The sequence below is a fragment of the Mycobacterium sp. genome (assembly GCF_032161845.1).
Lineage (GTDB): Bacteria > Actinomycetota > Actinomycetes > Mycobacteriales > Mycobacteriaceae > Mycobacterium.
The window spans coordinates 1-21,902 of sequence record NZ_JAVRQA010000322.1 but is presented as its reverse complement, the minus strand read 5'-3'; the positions used below and the strand labels follow the sequence as shown (position 1 = coordinate 21,902).

Here is a 21,902-nt window from a genome sequence, read left to right as displayed (position 1 = left end):
CGGGCACAGTGGACCGATGAACACCTGGGACTTGCGCAAGACGGCTGGCGCCATCGCGGTGGCGGCGGCCGTTGCGGGTGTCGGCGGCGCGGCGATCGCGGCAGCCACCGACGGCGGCTTTCATGCCATGTCGGGTGGTCTTGCCGGGTCTGATGGCTTTGCCGGGCCTCGCCCGTCGACGCACCACACCGCCGCCGAACCCGATTCGCTGCACGGCGAATACGTCGTCGCCGACGGCCATGGCGGGTTCTCCACCCTCGTCTCGCAGACGGGCCGGGTCACGGCGATCTCTGCCACGTCCGTCACCGCCCGCAGCGACGACGGATTCGTGCAGACCTATGCCATCCACGAGGTCGGTGCCACGGCACTGCCGCCGTTCACCGTCAATGACGAGATCACCATCGACGCCAAACGCGAAGGGACGACCGCCACGGTCATTACCATGCGGCCGCCCCTGTCGTCAGGCCCCTAGCCAGGGCCTAGAGAGCGTCGTCCTGCTCGGGTGGCAGCGTCGCCGGCCCCTCGATCGGTGGGACGGCTTCCGTGGTGGTCGGCGTCTCGGCCGGGGTCGACTCCGTCAGGGTCGTCTCGGTGGTGGTCTCGCCAAGGGTCGCTTCCTCGGTCGGCACCGGGCCAGGTACTGCCGGATCGGCGGAGCTGGTAGTAGCCACCACCAGCGTCCCGCTGGCGATCAACGCACCAGCGCCGATACTCGCGGCCACCACTTTGATTCGTTTGCTGTTCATGCTTGATTACTCCCGTTCGGGCTATTCGAACACGCATTACGAAGGGCGGAGCTGACCGACCCTTCAAGATCCGAATAGCCGAAGCGGACGAACACCAAACACGAAGCGCTTTCCCGGCCTGCTCTCAGCCGGGAAGGCCCTGCTCCTCCGACGGAAGCGGAGCCGGACCCTTGATTGACGGTGCGGCCTCGCCGATGGCGGGTGCGTTCGGAGGCGTCTTCTCCGTGGTGGTGGCGCCCAACGTCATCTGTGGCGGTCCGGCCGCCGATGCGGGGGCAGTTTGCCCCTCGATGATGCCTGCGCTCAAAGCACCGAGGGTCACGATCGCGCTGCCACCAACGACGGCGGCGAATATCTTTGTGTTGTACTGCATGTCACAATTCCGATCTGTCATCGGCCCATGGATGTGGTGGCTGTCCATCGAGTGAACGCCCCCACGCTGTGGGTTGGCTGCAGCGGCGCTGCGAATTCACTTCCTCAGCAAACACGCCCGCAGCGCGGTCACCGGCCGTCGATCTCCTACCCTGTGGCAATGTGGTTTCCGGCGGGCGCGGCATGACGCGTTTCTTGGCTCGTCGGGCAATGAACTACGTGGTGCTGCTCGCACTGGCGTCGTTCCTGACCTTCGCGCTGGCGTCGTGGTCGTTCACACCGCTCGACAGCCTCGAAGGCCGCAATCCCCGGCCGCCACAGGCCGCGATCGACGCCAAGGCCGCCGAACTAGACCTCGACAAGCCGATTCCCATCCGATACGCCCACTGGGTGTCCGACGCGGTCCGTGGCGACTTCGGCACCACCATCGCCGGCCAGCCGGTGTCCGACGAGCTGTGGCGCCGCATCGGCGTCAGCCTGCGACTGGTCTTCATCGGGTCGGTGCTCGGCACGTTCATCGGGGTGGTCGTCGGCGCGTGGGGCGCGATCCGGCAGTACCGGGTGTCCGACCGCATCATCACGGTGCTGTCCCTGCTGTTGATCAGCATGCCGACGTTCGTCGTGGCCAATGTGTTGATCCTCGGTGCGCTGCGAGCCAATACGGCGCTGGGCTTCAACCTGTTCGAGTACACCGGCGAGACGTCGGCAACGCTGACCGGGGGTGCCTGGAGCCAGTTCGTCGACCGCCTCCAGCACCTCGTCCTTCCGACGGCCACCTTGGCACTGTTCTCGATCGCCGGCTTCAGTCGCTACCAGCGCAACGCGATGCTCGACGTGCTTGGCCAGGACTTCATCCGCACTGCCCGGGCCAAGGGGCTGACGCGGCGGCAGGCGTTGTTCAAGCACGGCCTGCGCACCGCGCTGATCCCGATGGCCACGTTGTTCGCTTACGGCGTCGGCGGTTTGGTGACGGGGGCCGTGTTCGTCGAGAAGATCTTTGGGTGGCACGGCATGGGCGAATGGGTGGTTCAGGGCATCGCCACCCAGGACACCAACATCATCGCCGCGATCACGGTCTTCACCGGCGCGACCATTCTGCTCGCCGGCCTGTTGTCCGACGTCATCTACGCGGCACTGGACCCGAGGGTGAGGGTGGCATGACGGAGCCCGTCACCACGGACGCGTCGTCGACGGCGCAATCCGGTGTCGACGCCGGTGCGTTCGCCACTCGACGCACGCTGACGCTTCGCCGGTTTCTCGGCAACCGCCTCGCCGTTGGCGCGCTCGTGGTGCTGGCGCTGATGTTCATCGGCTGCTACGCGCTGCCGCCGTTGCTGCCGTGGAGCTACACGGATCTCGATTTCTTCGCGTTGCAGCAGCCACCGAGCGGCACGCATTGGTTCGGCACCAACGCGCTGGGCCAGGACTTGCTCGCGCAGACGCTGCGTGGCATGCAGAAGTCGCTTCTGATCGGCGTGTGCGTGGCGTTCATCTCGACGATCATCGCGGCCACGGTCGGCGCCGTCGCCGGTTACTTCGGCGGCTGGCGAGACCGCGTGGCGATGTGGGTGGTCGACCTTCTGCTCGTCGTTCCGAGCTTCATCCTGATCGCCATCGTCACACCGAGCCTTGGGCAGTCGGGCCGGGTGTTGTCGTTGATCCTGCTGCTGGCGGCATTCAGCTGGATGATCAGCGCGCGCATCGTGCGCGGCATGACGATGAGCCTGCGCGAGCGCGAGTTCGTCACCGCCGCAAGGTACATGGGCGTGTCGAACTGGCGGATCATCGTGCGGCACGTACTGCCGAACGTCGCTTCGATCCTCATCATCGACACCACGCTGAACGTTGGCGTCGCGATCCTGGCCGAGACCGGACTCTCCTTCCTCGGGTTCGGCATCCAGCCGCCAGACGTCTCGCTGGGCACGCTGATCGCCGATGGCACCCCGTCGGTGACCACGTTCCCGTGGGTCTTTCTGTTCCCAGCAGGCATCCTGGTGCTGATCGTGCTGTGCGCCAACGTGATCGGCGACGGCCTTCGTGACGCGATCGATCCCAACGCCAAACCCCGTCGTCGGCGGCGCACGTGACCGAACTGCTCCAGGTGAAGGACCTCTGCGTCGGCTTCACCACCGATGCCGAAGACGTCGCCGCGGTGCGGGGCATGACATTCGACGTCGAACCTCGCGAGGTCGTCGCACTGGTCGGCGAGTCCGGCGCAGGCAAGTCGGCGACGGCCATGGCGGTGGTTGGGCTGTTACCGGAGTACGCCACGATGTCCGGATCGGTGCGACTGCACGGTGACGAGCTCATCGGGCTGGACGACCAGCGGATGTCCCGCATCCGCGGCCGGGTGATCGGCACCGTCTTCCAGGACCCGATGTCGGCGCTGACCCCCGTCTACACCGTGGGCGATCAGATCGCCGAGGCGCTGCGCGTGCACCAGCGCGACCTGAGCCGCAAGGCCGCCGGGGCACGTGCCGTCGAACTCCTCGACTTGGTCGGGATCTCGCAGCCACAGCGACGCGCCGGGTCGTTTCCGCACGAACTGTCCGGCGGCGAGCGGCAACGCGTCGTCATCGCAATCGCGATCGCGAACGATCCGGACCTCATCATCTGTGACGAGCCGACGACGGCGCTCGACGTCACCGTGCAGGCGCAGATCCTCGACGTGCTGCGCACCGCCCGCGACGTGACGGGCGCAGGCGTACTGATCATCACCCACGATCTCGGGGTGGTGTCGGAGTTCGCCGACCGGGCCCTGGTGATGTACGCGGGCAGGGCCGTCGAGACGGCGCCGGTCGCCGACCTGACCCGCAGCCGGGTGATGCCCTATACGGTCGGGCTGCTTGGCTCGGTCCCCCGCCTCGACGCCGCCCAGGGCTCGCGGCTGGTGCCGATTCCTGGCACCCCGCCGTCGATGGCGGCCCTTCCGCCGGGCTGCCCGTTCGCCCCCCGGTGTCCGATGGTCATCGACGAGTGCCGTTCCGCAGAACCGGAATTGGTGTCCGTGGCACCGCGTCACGCCGCCGCCTGCATCCGCACCGAGGACGTCGAAGGACGCTCGGCAGCCGACGTGTACGGCATCTCGACGACACCCATCGACAAGCCCGCCGATCCCGACGCTCCCGTCGTGCTCCGCGTCGACAATCTGGTCAAGACCTTCACCCTGACCAAGGGTGCGGTGTTCCGCCGCCAGGTCGGCGAAGTACGGGCCGTCGACGGGGTCAGCTTCACACTGCGACAGGGCCAAACCCTCGGCATCGTTGGGGAATCGGGGTCGGGGAAGTCGACAACGTTGCACGAGGTTCTGGAACTCACTGCACCGCAGAGTGGTTCGATCGAAGTGCTGGGTCGCGACGTCGCCACCCTCGACCGCCGGTCCCGGCGTGCCCTGCGCGGCGATCTGCAAGTCGTGTTCCAAGACCCTGTCGCATCGCTCGATCCCCGGCTGCCCATCTTCGACGCACTCGCAGAACCGTTGACCGCCAACGGCTTCGACAAGAAGCGCGTCGACGAACGAGTCGCCGAGCTGCTGAGCACCGTTGGGCTGCGGCGCCAGGACGCCAGCAGGTACCCTGCCGAGTTCTCCGGCGGCCAGAAGCAACGCATCGGCATCGCCCGCGCGCTGGCATTGCAGCCGAAGATCCTCGCGCTCGACGAACCGGTGTCCGCCCTGGACGTCTCGATCCAGGCGGGCATCATCAACTTGCTGCTGGACCTTCAGGAGCGGTTCGGACTGTCGTATCTGTTCGTCTCGCACGACTTGTCGGTGGTCAAGCACCTCGCCGACCGGCTGGTGGTGATGTTCAAGGGTTCGATCGTCGAGTCGGGCGACGCGGCGGAGATCTTCGCGCGACCCCAACACGAATACACCCGGCAGTTGCTGGCGGCCGTGCCGCAGCCGTGAACGGTTAGAGTCTGTCCGCATGGAGATCCGACGCCTTGCCAGCGCACTTCTCGTCGCCGGACTTGCGCTTACCGCGTGTTCCGGCGGTGACCAGCCGCCGCCGCCGGCGGGGGGCAACGCCGAGGTCGGCAGTACCAATGACATGAATCCGCAGGATCCCGCCAGCCTCCGCGACGGTGGCGACCTGCGGCTCGCACTCGCCAGCTTCCCCGAGAACTTCAACGTGCTCAACATCGACGGCAACACCGGCGACTCGGTCTTTCCCATCATGCGCCCGACGATGCCGCGGTCGTTCGTCATCGCCGCGGACGGCTCGGCGACCGTCAACCATGACTACTTCACCGACGTCGCCCTCACCAGCACCAACCCGCAGGTGGTCACCTACACCATCAACCCCAAGGCCGTCTGGAGCGACGGGACGCCGATCACCTGGGAAGACATCGCCTCTCAAGTCAACGCGACGAAGGGCGAGAACAAGGCCTTCCTCATCGCCGGGCCCAACGGCAGTGAGCGCGTCGCGTCGGTCACCCGCGGTGTCGACGACCGCCAAGCCATCATGACGTTCGCCAAGCCCTACGCCGAGTGGAAGGGCATGTTCGCGGGCAACGGATTTCTGGTGCCGAAGAGCGTGACCGCGACACCGGAGGCATTCAACAAGGGGTTCCTCACCGGACCGCCGCCCTCGGCAGGACCGTTCACCATCACGGCCGTCGACCGCGGCGCCCAACGTCTGACCCTCACCCGCAACCCGAAATGGTGGGGCACGACACCGCGACTCAACAGCATCTCCTACTCGGTCCTCGACGACGCCGCGCGGATACCCGCACTGCAGAACGGCGCCATCGACGCGAGTGCCGTCGCAAGCCTCGACGAGTTGACCATCGTGCGTCGCACCCCAGGCATCGTGGTCCGGCGCGCACCCAGCGCAAATTGGTATCACTTCACCTTCAACGGCGCGCCTGGTTCCATCCTTGCCGACCCTGCGCTGCGGACCGCTGTCTCGAAGGGCATCGACCGCCAGACGATCGCCAACGTCGTGCAACGCGGGCTTGCCGACAATCCGGTGCCCCTCAACAACCACATCTATGTGGCGGGACAGAAGGGCTACCAGGACAACAGCGCCGCGGCGGCCTTCGATCCCGAGGCGGCCAAACGGGAACTGGACGACCTGGGCTGGCGCATGAACGGGCAGTTTCGCGAGAAGGACGGCAAGCAGCTGGTGATCCGCGACGTGTTCTACGACGCGCAGACCACCCGGCAGGTCGCTCAGATCACCCAGAACAATCTGGCGCAGATCGGCGTCAACCTCGATCTGCAGGCCAAGGGCGGCAACGGCTTCTTCAGCCAGTACGTCACCGTCGGCAACTTCGACATCGCCCAGTTCGCCTGGGGCGGAGACGCCTTCCCGCTCTCCGGCCTCAACCAGATCTACCTCTCCAGCGGCGAAAGCAACTTCGGCAAGATCGGCAGCCCCGAGATCGACGCGAAGATCGAGGAGACGCTGAAGGAACTCGACGCAGACAAGGCCCGCGCATTGGCCAATGAGGTCGACAAGCTGATCTGGGCAGAGGGTTTCAATCTGCCGCTGTTCCAGGCACCCGGAAACGTGGCCGTGCGAGGCAATCTCGCGAACTTCGGCGCTGCCGGATTGTCCGACGTGAACTACACCGCGATCGGCTTCACGAAGTAGTGATCTGACGGACCGCGCGCGGCACCACCGACGGTACCGCCGACTCCGCCACCGCGGCCGCACGGATCGCGCGACGCACCAGCCGAACGCTCAGCAGACTGGGGGCTGCGTCGAGTTCCGCTGACCGGCCAGGTAATTCGGCCATCTTGCCGGCATACATCGCCTTCACGATCTCGAGTGCCGAGCTTTCCTTGGTGTCGATGATGCTGTGCCCCGTGGTGGGCATGTCGATCAGCACCGAGTCGGGAATCAGCTCGGCGATCCGGCACGCCACCGCGCGCGGTGTCGTCAGGTCACGACCACCGGAGATGACTGCGGTAGGCCAGCTGAATCCCGGCATCGCGGAGATGAGGTCATAGGGCTCGGCGACGAAGTCAACGTCGCCGGTGGCCATTTCGCGCAGCGCCACCGCCGGGTCGAGCGGCCTGCCGTCGGGCACGGCTCCGTAGTTGAGCTCGCGGTAACCGATGCGGCCGACGAGGTCCGGTTCGTTGTAATAGGGCGTCTTGCGCTCGACGAGCTGTCGGGTGCCAAGGCCGACGGCCCCCCACACCCAGTCGTGGTCGTTCAACAGAAGGTCGAGCTGGCGGTCCAGCAGCGCGGGGCCGCCAAGGCCATACATGTCGGTGGCGAGCTGGGTTGCGGCCGGCGTCAACACACCGTCCTCGACAAGCTGGTGCACCTTGGCCGCGAGTCCGGCGGTCTCCTCGTCGTCGCCGTCCCACAGCGTCCGGCGGACGGCGTCTCGCACCTCGTCGATGTCGTCGGCCGACAGCAGCGGAGAGTCCAGCACCATCGCATGCACGCGCCCGGGGTGTCGCACGCCAAGACCGGAGGCCAGATACGTGCCGTACGACGTGCCGTAGACGACCGCCTCCTCGACGTCGGCGTCATCGAGCACTGCGGCGATGTCGCCGACGGCGGCGTCGATCGTCAAGGCCTCCAGCGGTAGGTCGGCGCCCTCGTCGTCGTGCCGTGACATCCCGACCCCGCGATGCTCGACCATGATCACGTCGAGACCATCGGCGGCGGCACGTTTGCGCAGCCCGCGATAGAGCGCAACCGACGCGGCCCCCGGCCCGCCGGGAATGATCACCAGCGGATGGTCCGACTTCTCGCCGGTGCGCACGTAGAACAGGTCGAACTCGTCGGGCCCATCGGCCACGATGGGCCTGCGGACCGAACGCACGCCCGTCTGCGCGGCCAGCCTGTCGTGGACTCGGCGGCGCCGGGCATTCATCGTCATCGCCCACCATTGTGCCCTCCGAAGTGACTCTTAGGTTCGGGGTGAGTCAAAGCAGTGCCGTCGCACGAGGGCTTGCGTAGAAACGAAGCCATGACCACCGTCGAGAACAGCACCCGAATTCTCCCCGGCTCGCCGCAATGGGACGAGCTGCTCGGCCGCATCGCGGCGGGCGCCAAGGAGCGAGACCTCAACGACGAGAACCCCTTTGATCAGGTGGCTGCACTCAAGCGGGCCGGCTTCGGCACGTTGCGCCTGCCACCGGAGCTGGGCGGCTCGGGATTGACTGTCCCGCAATTGTTCTCCGCGGTCATCGATGTGGCGCGGGCCGACCCCATTGTGGCGCACATCTTCCGGACGCACTTCTGGTTCACCGAGGAACGGCTGCGCACGGCGGCAGACCCGTCGTCGCTGCAGTGGCTTCGCAAGGTCGCCGACGGCAAGCTCTTCGGCAACGCCTTCAGCGAGAAGGGCGCCAACGCCGTCGGCAGCCTGGTGTTCAACACCCGGCTGCTGCCCGATCCGACCGGCGGGTTCCGGCTCGAGGGCGAGAAGTTCTACAGCACCGGCACGCTGTTCTCCGACTACCTGACAGTCACCGCCACCACCGATCACGATTCCGTCGCCACCGTCGTGGTTCCCGCGGATCGCACCGGCGTGAAGCTGATCGACGACTGGGACGGCTTCGGTCAGCGGCGGACCGGCACGGGAACCACCATCTTCAAGAACGTGGCCGTCACCTCCGACGAGATCCTCGCCGATGCGCCGTACGACGCCGAAGCCGTGCCCACCGTTCAGTACGCGTCACTGCAGCTGTTCATCCATGCCGTGGTCGCGGGCATCCTGGCCGGCGTCGTGGAGGACGGGGTGACGCTGTTGCGTTCACGCGACCGCAGCTTCAGCCACGCCCCCACCGAGCGGCCCACCGATGATCCGCTTCTTCAGCGACTGCTCGGCGAGCTGGCCAGCACGGCATACATCGCGAAGGCCGCCGTGCTCGACGCCGCGGAGGCGATTGCGGCGGCGACCCACTCTGGCGCATCGAGCACCGACGGCAACCCGGACGCCCAGTTGGCTCAGGACGCGCAGCTCAAGGTCGCGAAGGTCAAGGTCCATCTGGACGCCATTGCCCCGGACGCCGCGACCCGGCTGCTGGAGCTCGGCGGCGCCAGCGCAGCGAGCAGGCAGAAGGGCCTCGACCGGCACTGGCGCAACATCCGCACGATCACTCTGCACAACCCGGTGGCGTACAAGGCGGTCGCGATCGGTCAGAACCTGCTGAACGGCACCCCCGTCCCCGCCAACGCCTACTTCTGATCACGCGATTTGTGTGTCGAAACCCGCGTTGGCCGCGGGTTTCAACACACAAATCGCACGAAAGGTACCAATGACGCGTCAACTCCACCTCGGCGGCTTTCAGATCGCCTCCCAGGTCACCCACTCGCACGCGGCGTGGCGACACCCCGGCAGTGATACGGGGTTCACCACACCCGAGTACTACCACCGCATTGGGCGGATCCTCGAGCGCGGCAAGTTCGACTTCGTCTTCTTCGCCGATCTGCTCGCCGCGCCAGCGCGCTTCGGCGGTGACATCGCCGAACCTCTGCGGCGGGGGACGCAGGCCACCGCGACGCTGGACCCGTCGATCGTCGCAGCCAGCATCGCGGCCGTGACGTCGAAGCTCGGCATCGCGATCACCAAGTCCGCCACGTACTTTCACCCGTACGAACTGGCCCGCATCTTCGCCAGCCTTGATCACATCAGCAGCGGCAGGGTGGCGTGGAACATCGTCACCTCCCTGACCCAGAGCGAGGCGCAGAACTTCGGCCACGACGAGCACCTCGGCCACGACTACCGCTACGAGCGGGCCGAGGAGTTCGTCCGCACCGCGCTCGAACTGTGGACCAGCTGGGACGCCGACGCGCTAGTGCTCGACAAGGAGACCGGCGTCTTCGCCGATCCGGACAAGGTCCGCCAGGTCGACCACGACGGTGAGTACTTCCGCACCCGCGGACCGCTGAACGTGCCGCGCTCCCCCCAGGGCCGCCCGGTGTTGATCCAGGCGGGCTCGTCGAGCACCGGAAGGGATTTCGCCGCGAGGTGGGCCGAGGCGATCTTCGAGATCGACCCGACACCGGAGGGGCGACGCGCCTACTACGACGACATCAAGAGCCGCGCGTCCGATTACGGCCGCGACCCCGACGGCGTGCTGATCTTCCCGGCGTTCATTCCGTTCATCGGCGAGACCGAGTCGATCGCTAGGGAGAAGCAGGCGTTCCACAACGAACTCGCCGACCCGATCTCGGGGCTGATCACGCTGTCGGTGCACACCGATCATGACTTCTCGGGTTACGACCTCGACGCGCCCGTCGAGGACATCGCGGTGACCGGCACCCAGGGCCTCTTCGACACCGCCCGCCGGGTGGCGAACCGCGACAACCTCACCCTGCGCGACGTTGGCAAGTGGTACGCCCAGGGCGTGCTGCTGCCACAGTTCGTGGGAACCGCCAAGCAGGTAGCCGATCAGATCGAGGAGTCCTTCACCGCGGGCGAGGCCGACGGCTTCATGGTGTCGGCGGCGCAGTCGCCGGGCACGTTCAACGACTTCGTCGACTCGGTGGTGCCGGAACTGCAGCGTCGAGGCCTCTTCAGGACCGACTACACCGGCAACACGTTGCGCGACCATCTCGGGCTACCAGCGGCGACGTTCGAGTCACCAGCTGAATCCCCCAAGCGTCAGAGCGTGCCAGTCGCCAGCTGACCCGCGCGCACGACGGTGGACACCAGCGGCACCCCAGGGCGGTAGGCCAGGTGGACGTAGGTGGGTGCATCGAGGCGCACGAAGTCGGCCCGCCTGCCCGGCGCCAGAACTCCGATGTCGTCGCGTCGCAGCGCGGCGGCGCCGCCCGCGGTCGCCGACCACAGCGCCTCCGCTGGCGTGAAGTTCATGTCCCTGACCGCAACGGCGATGCAGAACGACGTGCTGGTCGTGAATGAACTGCCGGGGTTGCAATCGGTGGCGAGCGCGACGGTCACCCCAGCGTCGATCATCCGGCGGGCGTCCGGCCACCGCGCCCTCGTCGAGAACTCGGCGCCGGGCAGCAGGGTTGCCACCGTGGTGCCGGCCGCCAGAGCCTCGAGGTCCTCGTCGGTGGCATACGTGCAGTGATCGACCGATGCCGCCCCGAGCTCGACTGCCAGCTGAATGCCCGCTCCGGGCCCGAGTTGCCCTGCGTGCAAACGGAGTTCGAGCCCGGCCGCCCTGCCTGCGGTGAGGATGGCACGCGACTCGTCGACGTCGAACGCCCCACGATCGCAGAACACGTCGATCCACCTGGCGAACGGAGCGCAGGCGGTGAGCATGGGACCGGTGACCAGATCGAGGTAGCCATCGCGGTCGTCGCGGTACTCGGCGGGCACCACGTGTGCACCGAGAAAGGTGGTCTCGCTGGTGAATTGGCGCGCGACCGCCAATGCACGTGCTTCGTCCTCGACCGTCAGCCCGTACCCGCTCTTGGTTTCGAAGGTGGTGACGCCCGCACGCAACAGTTCACCGGCCAGCCGCTCGACCCCGGCGGCCAACTGCGCGTCATCGGCCGCCCGGGTGGACGCCACCGTGGTCGCGATTCCGCCCGCAGCGTAGGACTGCCCGCTCATCCTTGCGGCGAACTCGGCCGAACGATCGCCGGCGAACACCAGATGGGCGTGACTGTCGACGAACCCGGGGATGACGCTCGAGCCGTCGAAGTCCACCCTGTCGTCGGCGGCGGGGGCGTCTTGCCGACGACCCACCCACTCGATCGCGCTGCCGTCGACGACGATGGCTGCGTTGGAGACGATGCCAAGCGGGGTGCCATCGCCCTGGGCCGGATCGTTGGTGACCAGTTCGGCGATACCCGCATACAGAGTGCTCACGTCTTGGCCTGCACCGCTTCTCGCGGCAGGTCCATGAGTTCTGCAATGGCCGAGGACAACTCGGCTGCTGCGTCGACGTGGACGTGCCGACGGTCGGCCACCACGACGCGCCCGTCGATCACCACGTCGGCGACGTCGGCGGCGGACGCCGCGAACACCACCGTCTCGGGGGTCGCGCCTGCTCCTGCGGTGCGGACGGAATTCAGGTCGACGGCGACGAAGTCCGCGCGGGCCCCGACCCGCAACGATCCGGCGTCACTCCACCCAAGGGCGTGCTGCCCACCGGCCGTCGCGGCCTGCAACAGCGTGGCCGCCGCGATGATGCCGCGTTGCTCACCGGCGAGGCGCTCGTCGAGTTCGACGGCCCGCGCCTCTTCGAACAGGTCGATCACGGCGTGGCTGTCCGAGCCGAGGCTGAACAGCCCACTCGCGGCGAGCAGCGCTGGGGCTGGCCCGATTCCATCGCCAAGGTCGCGTTCGGTGGTCGGGCAGAAGCACACCCCCGTCTGCGTTGCGTCGAGGTCGCCGATGTCCTCGGGCGTGAGGTGCGTGGCGTGGACGGCGGTGGTCCGCGATCCCAGCACCCCCGCATCCCGAAGAACCGCGGTCGGGGTGCGACCGTAAACCGCGACGCATTGCTCGATCTCGGCCCGCTGCTCTGAGGAGTGCACGTGCAACGGCCGCTGGTGAGCCTCGGCCCACTCGACGACGGCCGACATCTGTTCGAGGGGAACCCCGCGCACCGAGTGCAGCGCGGCGCCGATCAGCACGTCCGGTCCGGATCGCGCACTGATGCGGGTCTGCTGGTGCAGTGCCTCGACCCGCTCCGCCCACCCGGCCCCGCTGCCGTCGCCGAAGCGCTGCTGGGGCCCGTCGTTGAGTGGCGTCCCGTCGGGAGCCGAGCTCAGATAGCAGGTGTCGAGCAGGGTCAGGCGCACGCCGGCGTCGGCGGCTCCCTCGATGAGGGCGTGCCCCATCGCGTTCGGGTCGGAATACCGTCGGCCGCCGACGTCGTGATGGAGATAGTGGAACTCGCCGACCGAAGTGATCCCGGCCAGTGCCATCTCGGCGTAGACCCCGCGGGCCAACAGTCGATACCGGTCGGGATCCAACCGATTCGCCGCGCGGTACATCAGATCACGCCACGTCCAGAAGGATCCGCGATCACGCTGGGTGCGCGCCCGCAGCGCGCGGTGAAACGCGTGCGAGTGAGCATTGCCGAAACCTGGTATCACGATGCCGTACAGGCGCTTCGACGCGTCCTCGGGCGCGGCATCGGCGCGGATCGACGTGATGCGGCCGTCGGCGACCGCGATCAGCACTCCGCTCTCGACGGTCTCCCCCCCGAGCCAGGCATGCTCACACCACCAGCTGGTCACGGGGACACCCAGTCCGTCATGACGTCGGCGAGTGCGAGGGCGCCCCGATTGCAGTCGGCCATCTCCGCGTATTCGGCGGGCGAGTGTGAGACACCGGTCGGGTTGCGGACGAACAGCATCGCGGTCGGCACCTTGGCCGAGAGGATGCCCGCATCGTGGCCTGCCGCCGTAGGGAGCACCGGGATGTCGCCGAGGTGGCTGAGCGCCTTGGTCAGCCGGGCGCGGGGACCCTCCGGGAATTCGACTATCGGAGTTATCGATTCGGCGATCACGTCGAGAGCGACGGAATCGACCGCGGCGTGCTGCTGCGCCGCTGCCGAGATCTCGTTCACCAGCGCGGTCAAGGTCGCTTCGTCCGCGGCCCTGGCGTCGAGCCAGGCGCGGACCTCCGACGGGATGGCGTTGGCGCCGTTGGGCGCGACGATGACCTTGCCAAAGGTTGCGACCGCATCGTGCGCGGCGGCCTCGGCCCTCGCCGAGTGCACCGAGGACGCGAAGGCAAGCATGGGATCTCGCCGATCGACGAGACGTGTCGCACCCGCGTGATTGGCCTCGCCCCTGAACGTGAACTCCCACCGGCCGTGCGGCCAGATCGACGATGCCACGGCGATCGGCGCATCCACCAGATCCAGCGCGCGGCCCTGTTCGACGTGCAGCTCGACGAACACTCCGACGCGAGCAACCAGCTGCGGGTCCGCGCCGAGGTGCTCGGGATCGCGACCGGCCCGAACGAGCGCCTCTGCCAACGTGATTCCGTCGTTGTCGCGCAGCCCGCGTGCGCGGTCGGCGGTCAGCACGCCGGTCGTCAGCTGGGATCCGACACACGCAACTCCAAAGCGGGCACCCTCCTCGTCGGAGAATGCCGCCACCGCCACCGGGATGGCGGGGACGACGCCGCGCTCCCGCACGATGTCGATCGCCGCGAACGCCGACACCACACCCAGCGGTCCGTCGAAGGCGCCACCATCGGGAACGGAGTCAAGGTGAGAACCGGTGACGAAGGCGTCGCGTGGGTCTCCCGTCCAGCCGGGCGGCAGCCACCAGGCCCAGAGGTTGCCGTTGCGGTCGACCTCGACGTCCATGCCGCGTTGCTCGGCGCATCCGACGAACCATTCCCGCAACGTCAGGTCGGCATCGGACCACGCGAACCTGCGATAGCCCCCGGTGCCGGCGTGCCTGCCCACGTCGAGGATGGCGGGCCACAGCGTGTCGAATGCCGTCACGCGTTCTCCTGCATGGGAATCCGCACGCCGCGTTCGGCGGCGACGGCGATGGCGCGGTCGTATCCGGCGTCGGCGTGCCGGATGACGCCCATGCCGGGATCGTTGGTGAGTACGCGTTCGAGCTTCTGGGCCGCAAGCGCGGTCCCGTCGGCGACGGAGACCTGGCCTGCGTGAATGGAACGGCCCATGCCGACGCCGCCGCCGTGATGGATCGAGACCCACGTGGCACCGGAGGCGGTGGCGAGCAGTGCGTTGAGCAGCGGCCAATCGGCGATCGCGTCCGAACCGTCGATCATCGCTTCGGTCTCGCGATATGGCGAAGCCACCGAACCCGAGTCGAGATGGTCGCGGCCGATGACGATCGGTGCCGACACCTCACCGGAGGCGACCATGTCGTTGAACTTCAAACCCGCACGATGCCGTTCGCCGTACCCGAGCCAGCAGATGCGGGCAGGCAGGCCTTCGAACTCGACGCGTTCACGGGCCATGGTGATCCAGCGCTTCAGGTGCGCGTTGTCGGGGAAGAGTTCGAGGATCGCCTTGTCGGTGGCCTCGATGTCCTTCGGATCGCCAGAAAGGGCAGCCCACCGAAAGGGTCCAAGGCCCTCCTCGAACTGCGGCCGAATGTAGGCGGGCACGAATCCGGGGAAGTCGAAGGCACGGTCGTAACCGGCCTTGCGCGCTTCGTCGCGGATCGAGTTGCCGTAGTCGAAGACCTCCGCGCCCTTGTCCAGGAATCCGACCATGGCGGCCACCTGCTTGGCCATCGATTCCTGCGCCTGCTCGGTGAAGTACCCGGGGTCCTTCTCCGACATCTTCTTCATGTCTTCGAAGTCGATGCCGATGGGCAGGTAGGACAGCGGGTCGTGCGCCGAGGTCTGGTCGGTGACGATGTCGATGGGTGCGTCACGTTCGAGCAACGCCGGGAAGATCTCGGCGGCGTTGCCGACCACACCGATGGACAACGGCCGCTTGGCATCTCGCGCCTCAACCGCCAGTGCTACGGCGTCGTCGAGATCCTTGGCCCTGACGTCGAGGTAGCGCTTGGCGATGCGGCGGTCGATGCGGGACTGATCCACGTCGACGCAGATCGCCACACCATCGTTCATGGTCACCGCCAGCGGCTGCGCGCCACCCATGCCGCCAACGCCACCAGTGAGCGTGATCGTGCCTGCCAGGCTGCCGCCAAACTTCTTCTTGGCGATGGCCCCGAATGTCTCGTAGGTGCCCTGCAGGATGCCCTGGGTACCGATGTAGATCCACGATCCGGCAGTCATCTGGCCGTACATGGTCAGCCCTTCGGCCTCCAGCTTGCGAAACTGCTCCCAGTTGGCCCAGTCGCCCACCAGGTTTGAGTTCGCGATCAGCACACGTGGCGCCCAGACGTTGGTGCGGAAGACCCCGACCGGCTTACCGGACTGCACCAGCATGGTCTCGTCGTCCTCGAGACCATGCAAGGTGCGGACCAGTGCGTCGAATGCCGGCCAGCTGCGTGCCGCGCGCCCGGTGCCGCCGTACACCACCAAATCGTCGGGATGTTCGGCGACCTCGGGATCGAGATTGTTCATCAACATGCGAAGGACGGCCTCCTGTTGCCAACCCTTGCAGGAGATTTCGGATCCGCGCGCGGCGCGGACGGGACGAGGACCGGAGATTGGAGCCATGAGGGGTGTGAATCCTTAACGAGTGTCGCTGATGATTACTTGGTGCTGAGGCCTGCGCCTGCGAGCCATTTCTTGGCGATGTCGGACAGGTTGGTTCCCGTCGCGGCCTCGGCGTTCATCGTGATGAGATCGGCGGTGGTGAGCTTCGCCGACACGGCGTCGAGGGTCTTCTTGACCGTGTCGGTCTGCTTGGTCGTGTTGATCAGCGGAACGACGTTCTCTGCGGCGAACAGGTGCTTGTCGTCCTCAAGGGCGACAAGGTGATTCGAGACCAGGCCCGGGTCGGTGCTGAAGAGGTCACCGGCCTGAATCTGACCGTTCGTCAGCGCCGTCATCGTCAGGGTGCCGCCGGCGTCGAGGCTGACGAACTCCTTGAAGTTGAGCCCGTACACGTCGCGGAGACCGACCACGCCCTGGGTTCGCGTCTTCCATTCCGGCGGACCGCCGAGCACGAGTTCACCCGCGTGCGGCTTCAGGTCCGAGACCGTCTTCAGTTTGTACTTGTCGGCGGTGGCCTGTGTGACGGCCACGACGTCCTTGTCCTCCGCGGGCGATGGCGTCAGCAGGGAGGTGCCCGACGGCAACTTCGTCGCGAGCTCACCCGACACCGCCTCTTGAGTCGCGGCGGTCGACTTGGGATCGAGGTAACTCAGCAGTGCGCCAGAGTATTCCGGGACCAGGTCGATGGAGCCGTCCTTCAGTGCCGCGATGTACACCTCGCGGCTGCCGATGTTGAATTGTTCCTTGACGCTGACGCCTGCGGCCTGCAACGCCTGTGAGTAGATGCTGCCGATCAGCTGGCTCTCGGTGAAGTCGGCCGAGCCGACGATGATCTGCGAACCCGCCGATCCACCCGTGTTGCCGCCGCCAGACAGTGGATCGCCGCCACCGCCACCGCATGCGGACAGCGCGAGCGCCGAGGTGACTGCGAGGGCCGAGAAAATGGTGCGCTTCTTCATGCTGTTTCTCCTGGTGTGATGGTCGGCGCCGGAGCACCTAGGGGGTGGCCGGCTCGAGAACGGCCGTGGCGAGTGGGGTACTGGACTTCGATGCGACGCGCCGCAGACCCGGCGACACGATGAGTCGACCGAGCCAGGCGAAGCTGAACTCGAGAACGATGGCGAGGGCGGCGACAAGGATGGCGCCGCCGGCCATTTCGGCGAAGTTCGCCTGGGCCCTCCCGTCGAGAATGAACCGGCCGAGGCCCTGAAGGCCGAGATACGCGGCGATGGTGGCCGTCGAGACGATCTGCAGGGTGGAACTCCTGACCCCGGAGATCATCAGGGGCAACGCGCATGGGAGTTGAACGCGAAGCAGGATCTGACGCTTGGTGAAACCCATCCCGCGCGCCGCCCCGACGGCGTCCGGGTCGGCGTTCTGGATGCCGGCGTAGGTTCCGGTGAGAATCGGGGGAACCGCCAGCAGGACGAGGACGACGATGGTGGGCAGCACGTACACCAGCTGCCCGGCGACCACCGGCGAGATGACCAGGAAGAGCAGCACCAGCAGGCCGAGCGTCGGGAGCGCGCGCAACGCGTTGGCGAACCCGGCCACCAGCGCCTCGCCCCGTCCCGTGTAGCCGATGACGACTCCCAGCGGAACGCCAATCGCCAACGCGGCCAGCAGCGCGATGGCCGAGTACAGCAGGTGGTAGCCGATCTGGGTGGGGATGCCGTCGGAACTCGTCCAGTTCGCCGGATCCGTCAACCAACCGATGATGTTCACGCCGTCACCGTCCTTTGTCGCCACGGGGTGAGCAGCTTGTTCAACCAGATGATCAAGCCGTCGAAGATGACCGCCAGGACGACGCACATGACGACCCCGGTGATGAGCGGGACGTAGAGCCGGAGTTGAAATCCCTGGGTGAACAGCGAGCCCAGTTGCGGAATGCCAAGTAGCGCAGCCATGGTCACGATGCTGACGTTCGACACCACCGCCACCCGCAACCCCGCGGCGATGACGGGTACGGCCACGGGAAGTTCGACCAGCAGAAGTCGTTGCCAGCTGCGGTATCCCATGGCCTCTGCCGCGGCCACCGTATCGTGTGGAACCGAGCTCAGGCCGTCCGCCACGACTCGGACGAGCAGCGCCAGCGTGTACAGCGTGAGGGCGACGACGATGTTGATCGGATCGAGGATCTTCGTTCCGAGGATGACCGGCAAGATGATGAACAGGGCGAGTGACGGAATCGTGTACAGCAGGCCCGCGGTGCCGACGATGGCCGCATATCCGCGACCCCATCGATGTGCCCACCATCCGAGCGGCAATGCAAGGGCGAGACCAATGATGGTCGGTATCAACGTGAGCCAGACGTGACTGATGGTCAAGTCGATGATGCGATCGATGTTCGACGAGATCCAGTTCATGCTGGCTCTGCCCCGTCGCTTCCGGTGGACCGCGCTGCCTTGGCCCGTCCGATGGCGTCGATGACGTCGTGGTCGGTGGCGGTGCCGATCAGCGCGCCGGATTCGTCGGTGACGACGCAGCGTCCGCTCGGGCTGGACAGCGCCGAGTTGAGCAGGTCACGGAGCGGATCACCCCGCGTGGCCGACGTGGCACTGAGGTTGACGTCGCCGTCCTGGATTCGATCGCCACGCACGGCGGTGGTGTCGACCCAGCCGACCGGTGCGTTGTTCGCGTCGATGACCAGGATCCACCGGCCGCGACCCGACGGGATCGACGAAACGGCTTGTCCCACGGTGATGGTCGGCTCATCGGTGAATTCGAGGAGCTCATCGGAGGTGTGGAAGCCGAGCGCACGATAACCGCGTGCCGACCCGACGAAGTCGGCGACGAAGACGTCGTTCGGTGCCGCCAGGAGCTCCGCCGGACTGGCCAGCTGGGCCAAGGTTCCGCCCTCGCGCAGGACGGCGACCTGATCACCGAGCTTGAGCGCTTCGTCGATGTCGTGCGTGACCATCACGATGGTCTTGGAGATATCGGCCTGTAGGCGCAGGAATTCGTCCTGCAGTTGATTTCGTACGATCGGGTCGACGGCGCTGAACGGCTCGTCCATGAGCAGGAACGGCGGATCGGTCGCCAGTGCGCGCGCGACACCGACACGCTGCTGTTGGCCGCCGGACAGTTGCCACGGGTAGCGCTTGGCGAACTTGGCGTCGAGGCCGACACGCTCAAGGAGTTCCATTGCTGCCGAGCGGGTTTCCTTCTTGCCGCCGCCGAGCAATCGCGGCAGCGCGGCCACGTTGTCGACGACGGTGCGGTGGGGGAACAGTCCCGCGTTCTGGATGACGTAGCCGATTCTGCGCCGCAGTGCGACCCGGTCGAGGGTTTGGGTGTCGACGCCGTCGAGTTCGATCGTGCCCGAACTCGGCTCGATCAGACGGTTGATCATGCGCATCGAGGTCGTCTTGCCACATCCGGACGGACCGACCAGGGTGGTGATCTTTCCGTTGGGTGCGGTCAGCGTGAGTTGGTCTACCGCGACGGTGCCGTCGGGATAGACCTTGGACACATTGTCGAAGGTGATCATGAATGTCTCTCCGGGAGGCTTGGTTTCGGACGACTCAACTGACCGGACACGTTCGCCGCGGCCGACGCCAGTAGTTGGCCGTACTCCGCCGCTTCGGTCGCGGTGATCCGGTAGGTGGGTACGACGAGACTGAGTGCGGCGACGATTCGCGCCTGCGAGTACACCGCGCACGCGATGGCGGTCACGTCGGCCTCGACGCCGCGCTCGACCACGACGTACCCGCATTCGGGGATCTTGCCGCGAAGCGCTTGCCCCGCCGCCGACGTGTCGAGCGGAACCGTTCGACCGACCCAGCTGGTGTGCCGAACCGAGTGCGTTCCCTCGACGATGCCGATGTATAGCGCGGTGGCACGGTGCCCCTCGACGCTCAAGTAGACGGACTCGCCCGTCTTCTCCACCAGCGTCTCCATGACGGGCCGAGCGAGGTCGATCAACGGCTCGTTGGACAGCGCCTGCGCACCGAGCTGGATGATGCGACTGCCAGGGCGGTACATCCCGAACTCTTCCTTCGTGACGAACCCGGACGTTTCGAGCGTGCGGAGGAGCCGAAGTGCCGTGCTCGGTGCGAGCTCGCATTCCCTAGCGCTGTCGACGAGATTCGCGCCGCCGCGATCACAGATGGTCGCGAGCAGGGCGAGTGCACGTTCCACCGTCCGGGTGGATGGTTCAGCCACTGTCACCTCCTCTCATCGGACGAAATCTATGGCGGGTATGTTTCGCCCGATGCGCCCCATGTTGCCGCTAGGTAAAAACTGATTGCCATCTAGCGGAATAGTTGGACATTCGGCGATAGTAGAGCCTGTCGGCGGTCTGCGATAGAGAACGAGGAGAATTACTTGATGATCGTGCTGAATGGGGCGGGCAGGATTGCCGACGTCGTGGCGCTCGCAGACCGGTCCGATCAGGTGTCGGTAGCGCCGGAGATCGTCGAGGCCGTCGCGCGCGTATACGAGCAGGCGGCCGACCTCAGCACACGATTCGCCACCTACGGCCGCACCACCGGCGTCGGCGCGAATCGCAGCACCCCGGTGCTGTCCAGCGACCACAACTACGGGATGCGTCTGTTGCGCAGCCACGCAGCCGACGCCGGCGATCCGCTCGACGACAGGACGGTTCGCGCGATGCTCGCGGTGCGACTCGTTCAATTGTGCGTGCCAGGAGCCGGCCTGGATCCACGAATCCTGGACGGGCTCGAGCGGATGCTGAACGATGACGCGCTGCCGAAGCTGCTCCATTACGCCTCGATCGGCACCGGTGACCTGGCGGCGCTCGCCGGAACCGCGCTCACGTTGACCGGTGAGCGGCCGGCCACCAACCCGTTGACTCCGATGGAGCCGTGGGGGGCTGACAGCGCGCTGCCCTTCATGAGCAGCAGCGCGCTGACCGTCGGCCGTAGTTGTCTCGCAGTGGCCGAACTGGCCAGACTCGAACGGGCGTCGAGCGTGATCTACATGCTCAGCTTCCTCGCGCTCGACGGAAACCCATCGGCGTTCTCGGCGGCAGCCGCACGGGCCGCGGCCGCACCGCAGGTGGATGTGGTCGCTTCCCGATTGCGGGAGTTGTTCGCTGGCGCTGGGCATCGCGATCACAGCCCGGCACGCATCCAGGATCCGTACGGGTTGCGGGTCTACCCGGTCGCCCAGGCAAGTGCCGTCGCAACGCTGACTTCGCTTGCCGGGCAGCTGGAGCGGACGCTGAACACGGCGCAGGAGAATCCACTGTTCGATCCGGAGGGTGACCAGGTAGTCCATCACGGTGCCTTCTACCAGGCGTCCTTGTCACTCGAACTCGACGGCACCACGTTGGCGATGGCTCTGACCGCGCCGATCACCCATTCCCGAATCCGAATGCTCAACGACCCGGAGACCAACGGCGGCAATGCCTTTCTGGCCGCCGTTGAAGACGGATCGTCCGGCCTGATGATGGTCGAGTACGTCGCCGCGGGTGCGATCGCGGAAATCCGCGCGGCGGCGCAACCCGCGTCCGTCGGCACGCTCGTGCTGTCGAGGGGCATGGAGGAGGACGCCACCTTCGCCTCCCAGAGCGCGCTTCAACTCGAACGGTCGGTCGCCGCATACCGGGTGCTGCTCTGTTGCGAATTGGTCGGCGCGGTGCGGCTGTTGCGGCAGCGCCAGCAGGTGGATCAGTTCACCGGTGTCGTCGGTGACGCACTCGAGCTGACGAGCGGGCTACCGCACGACGACGAGGATCGCGACCTTCGTGGTGATCTCGCCGTCGCCGAGACGCTCCTGGACGGCATCGGACGACTGGTG

20 protein-coding genes are annotated in these 21,902 nt (G+C 66.8%); 8 read left to right on the top strand and 12 right to left on the bottom strand.

From position 1 onward, the window contains the following. Window positions 1–16 precede the first annotated feature (16 nt). Window positions 17–472: a hypothetical protein gene (locus tag QOD90_RS17420; protein WP_526351906.1), complete on the top strand. Its 456-nt coding sequence runs from the start codon at window positions 17–19 to the stop codon at window positions 470–472. Window positions 473–479: 7 nt separating this feature from the next. On the opposite strand, the gene QOD90_RS17415 is transcribed toward QOD90_RS17420, so the two are convergent. Continuing rightward, entirely contained in the window at window positions 480–746 is a 267-nt protein-coding gene (locus QOD90_RS17415) for a hypothetical protein (RefSeq protein WP_526351904.1), read from the bottom strand. A gap of 124 nt (window positions 747–870) precedes the next feature. Beyond that, window positions 871–1,119: a hypothetical protein gene (locus tag QOD90_RS17410; protein WP_526351902.1), complete on the bottom strand. Its 249-nt coding sequence runs from the start codon at window positions 1,117–1,119 to the stop codon at window positions 871–873. A gap of 182 nt (window positions 1,120–1,301) precedes the next feature. Here QOD90_RS17410 and oppB point away from each other — a divergent pair, with 182 nt between their 5' ends. Genes oppB through oppA form a run of 4 tightly spaced genes read left to right on the top strand, consistent with a single transcriptional unit; the run spans window position 1,302 to window position 6,715 of the window. Beyond that, window positions 1,302–2,279 carry an oligopeptide ABC transporter permease OppB gene (oppB, locus tag QOD90_RS17405; RefSeq protein ID WP_526351900.1) on the top strand — a complete coding sequence of 326 codons (978 nt, stop codon included), beginning with the start codon at window positions 1,302–1,304 and terminating at the stop codon, window positions 2,277–2,279. Then, window positions 2,276–3,205 (top strand): oligopeptide ABC transporter permease OppC, encoded by a 930-nt coding sequence (gene oppC / locus QOD90_RS17400; protein ID WP_526351898.1) that lies wholly within the window; start codon window positions 2,276–2,278, stop codon window positions 3,203–3,205. The genes oppB and oppC overlap by 4 nt, the downstream gene beginning before the upstream one ends. Beyond that, a complete protein-coding gene (gene oppD / locus QOD90_RS17395; RefSeq protein ID WP_526351896.1) occupies window positions 3,202–5,025 on the top strand; it encodes an oligopeptide ABC transporter ATP-binding protein OppD in 1,824 nt (607 codons plus the stop codon). Before oppC ends, oppD begins: the two co-directional genes overlap by 4 nt. A gap of 19 nt (window positions 5,026–5,044) precedes the next feature. Continuing rightward, entirely contained in the window at window positions 5,045–6,715 is a 1,671-nt protein-coding gene (gene oppA, locus QOD90_RS17390; RefSeq protein WP_526351894.1) for an oligopeptide ABC transporter substrate-binding protein OppA, read from the top strand. Here oppA and QOD90_RS17385 read toward each other — a convergent pair. Continuing rightward, a complete protein-coding gene (locus QOD90_RS17385; protein WP_526351892.1) occupies window positions 6,705–7,961 on the bottom strand; it encodes an alpha/beta fold hydrolase in 1,257 nt (418 codons plus the stop codon). The genes oppA and QOD90_RS17385 overlap by 11 nt on opposite strands. A 90-nt stretch (window positions 7,962–8,051) precedes the next feature. Between QOD90_RS17385 and QOD90_RS17380 the strand changes: the two genes are divergently transcribed. Both QOD90_RS17380 and QOD90_RS17375 read left to right on the top strand, forming a co-directional pair. Next, the gene (locus tag QOD90_RS17380; protein ID WP_526351890.1) at window positions 8,052–9,275 is read left to right on the top strand and encodes an acyl-CoA dehydrogenase family protein; all 1,224 of its coding nucleotides are present in this window, start codon (window positions 8,052–8,054) and stop codon (window positions 9,273–9,275) included. A 70-nt stretch (window positions 9,276–9,345) separates the two neighbouring features. Beyond that, window positions 9,346–10,719: an LLM class flavin-dependent oxidoreductase gene (locus QOD90_RS17375; RefSeq protein WP_526351888.1), complete on the top strand. Its 1,374-nt coding sequence runs from the start codon at window positions 9,346–9,348 to the stop codon at window positions 10,717–10,719. On the opposite strand, the gene hutI is transcribed toward QOD90_RS17375, so the two are convergent. From hutI to QOD90_RS17330, 9 genes are read right to left on the bottom strand one after another with little or no spacing between them, the layout of a single operon-like run. After that, window positions 10,695–11,873, bottom strand: a complete 1,179-nt coding sequence (gene hutI / locus QOD90_RS17370) for an imidazolonepropionase (protein WP_526351886.1) — start codon at window positions 11,871–11,873, stop codon at window positions 10,695–10,697. The two genes, QOD90_RS17375 and hutI, sit on opposite strands and share 25 nt — an antisense overlap. Next, window positions 11,870–13,252, bottom strand: a complete 1,383-nt coding sequence (locus QOD90_RS17365) for a formimidoylglutamate deiminase (protein ID WP_526351884.1) — start codon at window positions 13,250–13,252, stop codon at window positions 11,870–11,872. The genes hutI and QOD90_RS17365 overlap by 4 nt, the downstream gene beginning before the upstream one ends. Beyond that, the gene (locus tag QOD90_RS17360; protein ID WP_526351882.1) at window positions 13,249–14,475 is read right to left on the bottom strand and encodes an allantoate amidohydrolase; all 1,227 of its coding nucleotides are present in this window, start codon (window positions 14,473–14,475) and stop codon (window positions 13,249–13,251) included. Before QOD90_RS17360 ends, QOD90_RS17365 begins: the two co-directional genes overlap by 4 nt. Beyond that, window positions 14,472–16,139, bottom strand: a complete 1,668-nt coding sequence (gene hutU / locus QOD90_RS17355; protein WP_526351880.1) for a urocanate hydratase — start codon at window positions 16,137–16,139, stop codon at window positions 14,472–14,474. The genes QOD90_RS17360 and hutU overlap by 4 nt, the downstream gene beginning before the upstream one ends. A 35-nt stretch (window positions 16,140–16,174) precedes the next feature. Continuing rightward, window positions 16,175–17,098 carry an ABC transporter substrate-binding protein gene (locus QOD90_RS17350; protein ID WP_526351878.1) on the bottom strand — a complete coding sequence of 308 codons (924 nt, stop codon included), beginning with the start codon at window positions 17,096–17,098 and terminating at the stop codon, window positions 16,175–16,177. A 37-nt stretch (window positions 17,099–17,135) separates the two neighbouring features. Further along, window positions 17,136–17,888, bottom strand: a complete 753-nt coding sequence (locus QOD90_RS17345; protein WP_526351876.1) for an ABC transporter permease — start codon at window positions 17,886–17,888, stop codon at window positions 17,136–17,138. Then, on the bottom strand, window positions 17,861–18,505 hold the full coding sequence (locus tag QOD90_RS17340) for an ABC transporter permease (RefSeq protein WP_526351874.1): 645 nt from the start codon (window positions 18,503–18,505) through the stop codon (window positions 17,861–17,863). Before QOD90_RS17340 ends, QOD90_RS17345 begins: the two co-directional genes overlap by 28 nt. After that, on the bottom strand, window positions 18,502–19,629 hold the full coding sequence (locus QOD90_RS17335) for an ABC transporter ATP-binding protein (protein ID WP_526351872.1): 1,128 nt from the start codon (window positions 19,627–19,629) through the stop codon (window positions 18,502–18,504). Before QOD90_RS17335 ends, QOD90_RS17340 begins: the two co-directional genes overlap by 4 nt. Continuing rightward, complete coding sequence (locus tag QOD90_RS17330) at window positions 19,626–20,303, bottom strand: IclR family transcriptional regulator (RefSeq protein WP_526351870.1); 678 nt, start codon at window positions 20,301–20,303, stop codon at window positions 19,626–19,628. The genes QOD90_RS17335 and QOD90_RS17330 overlap by 4 nt, the downstream gene beginning before the upstream one ends. Before the next feature lie 165 nt (window positions 20,304–20,468). On the opposite strand from QOD90_RS17330, the gene QOD90_RS17325 reads away from it, so the two are divergent. Then, on the top strand, window positions 20,469–21,902 hold a 1,434-nt coding region (locus tag QOD90_RS17325; RefSeq protein ID WP_526351868.1), incomplete at its 3' end, for an aromatic amino acid lyase.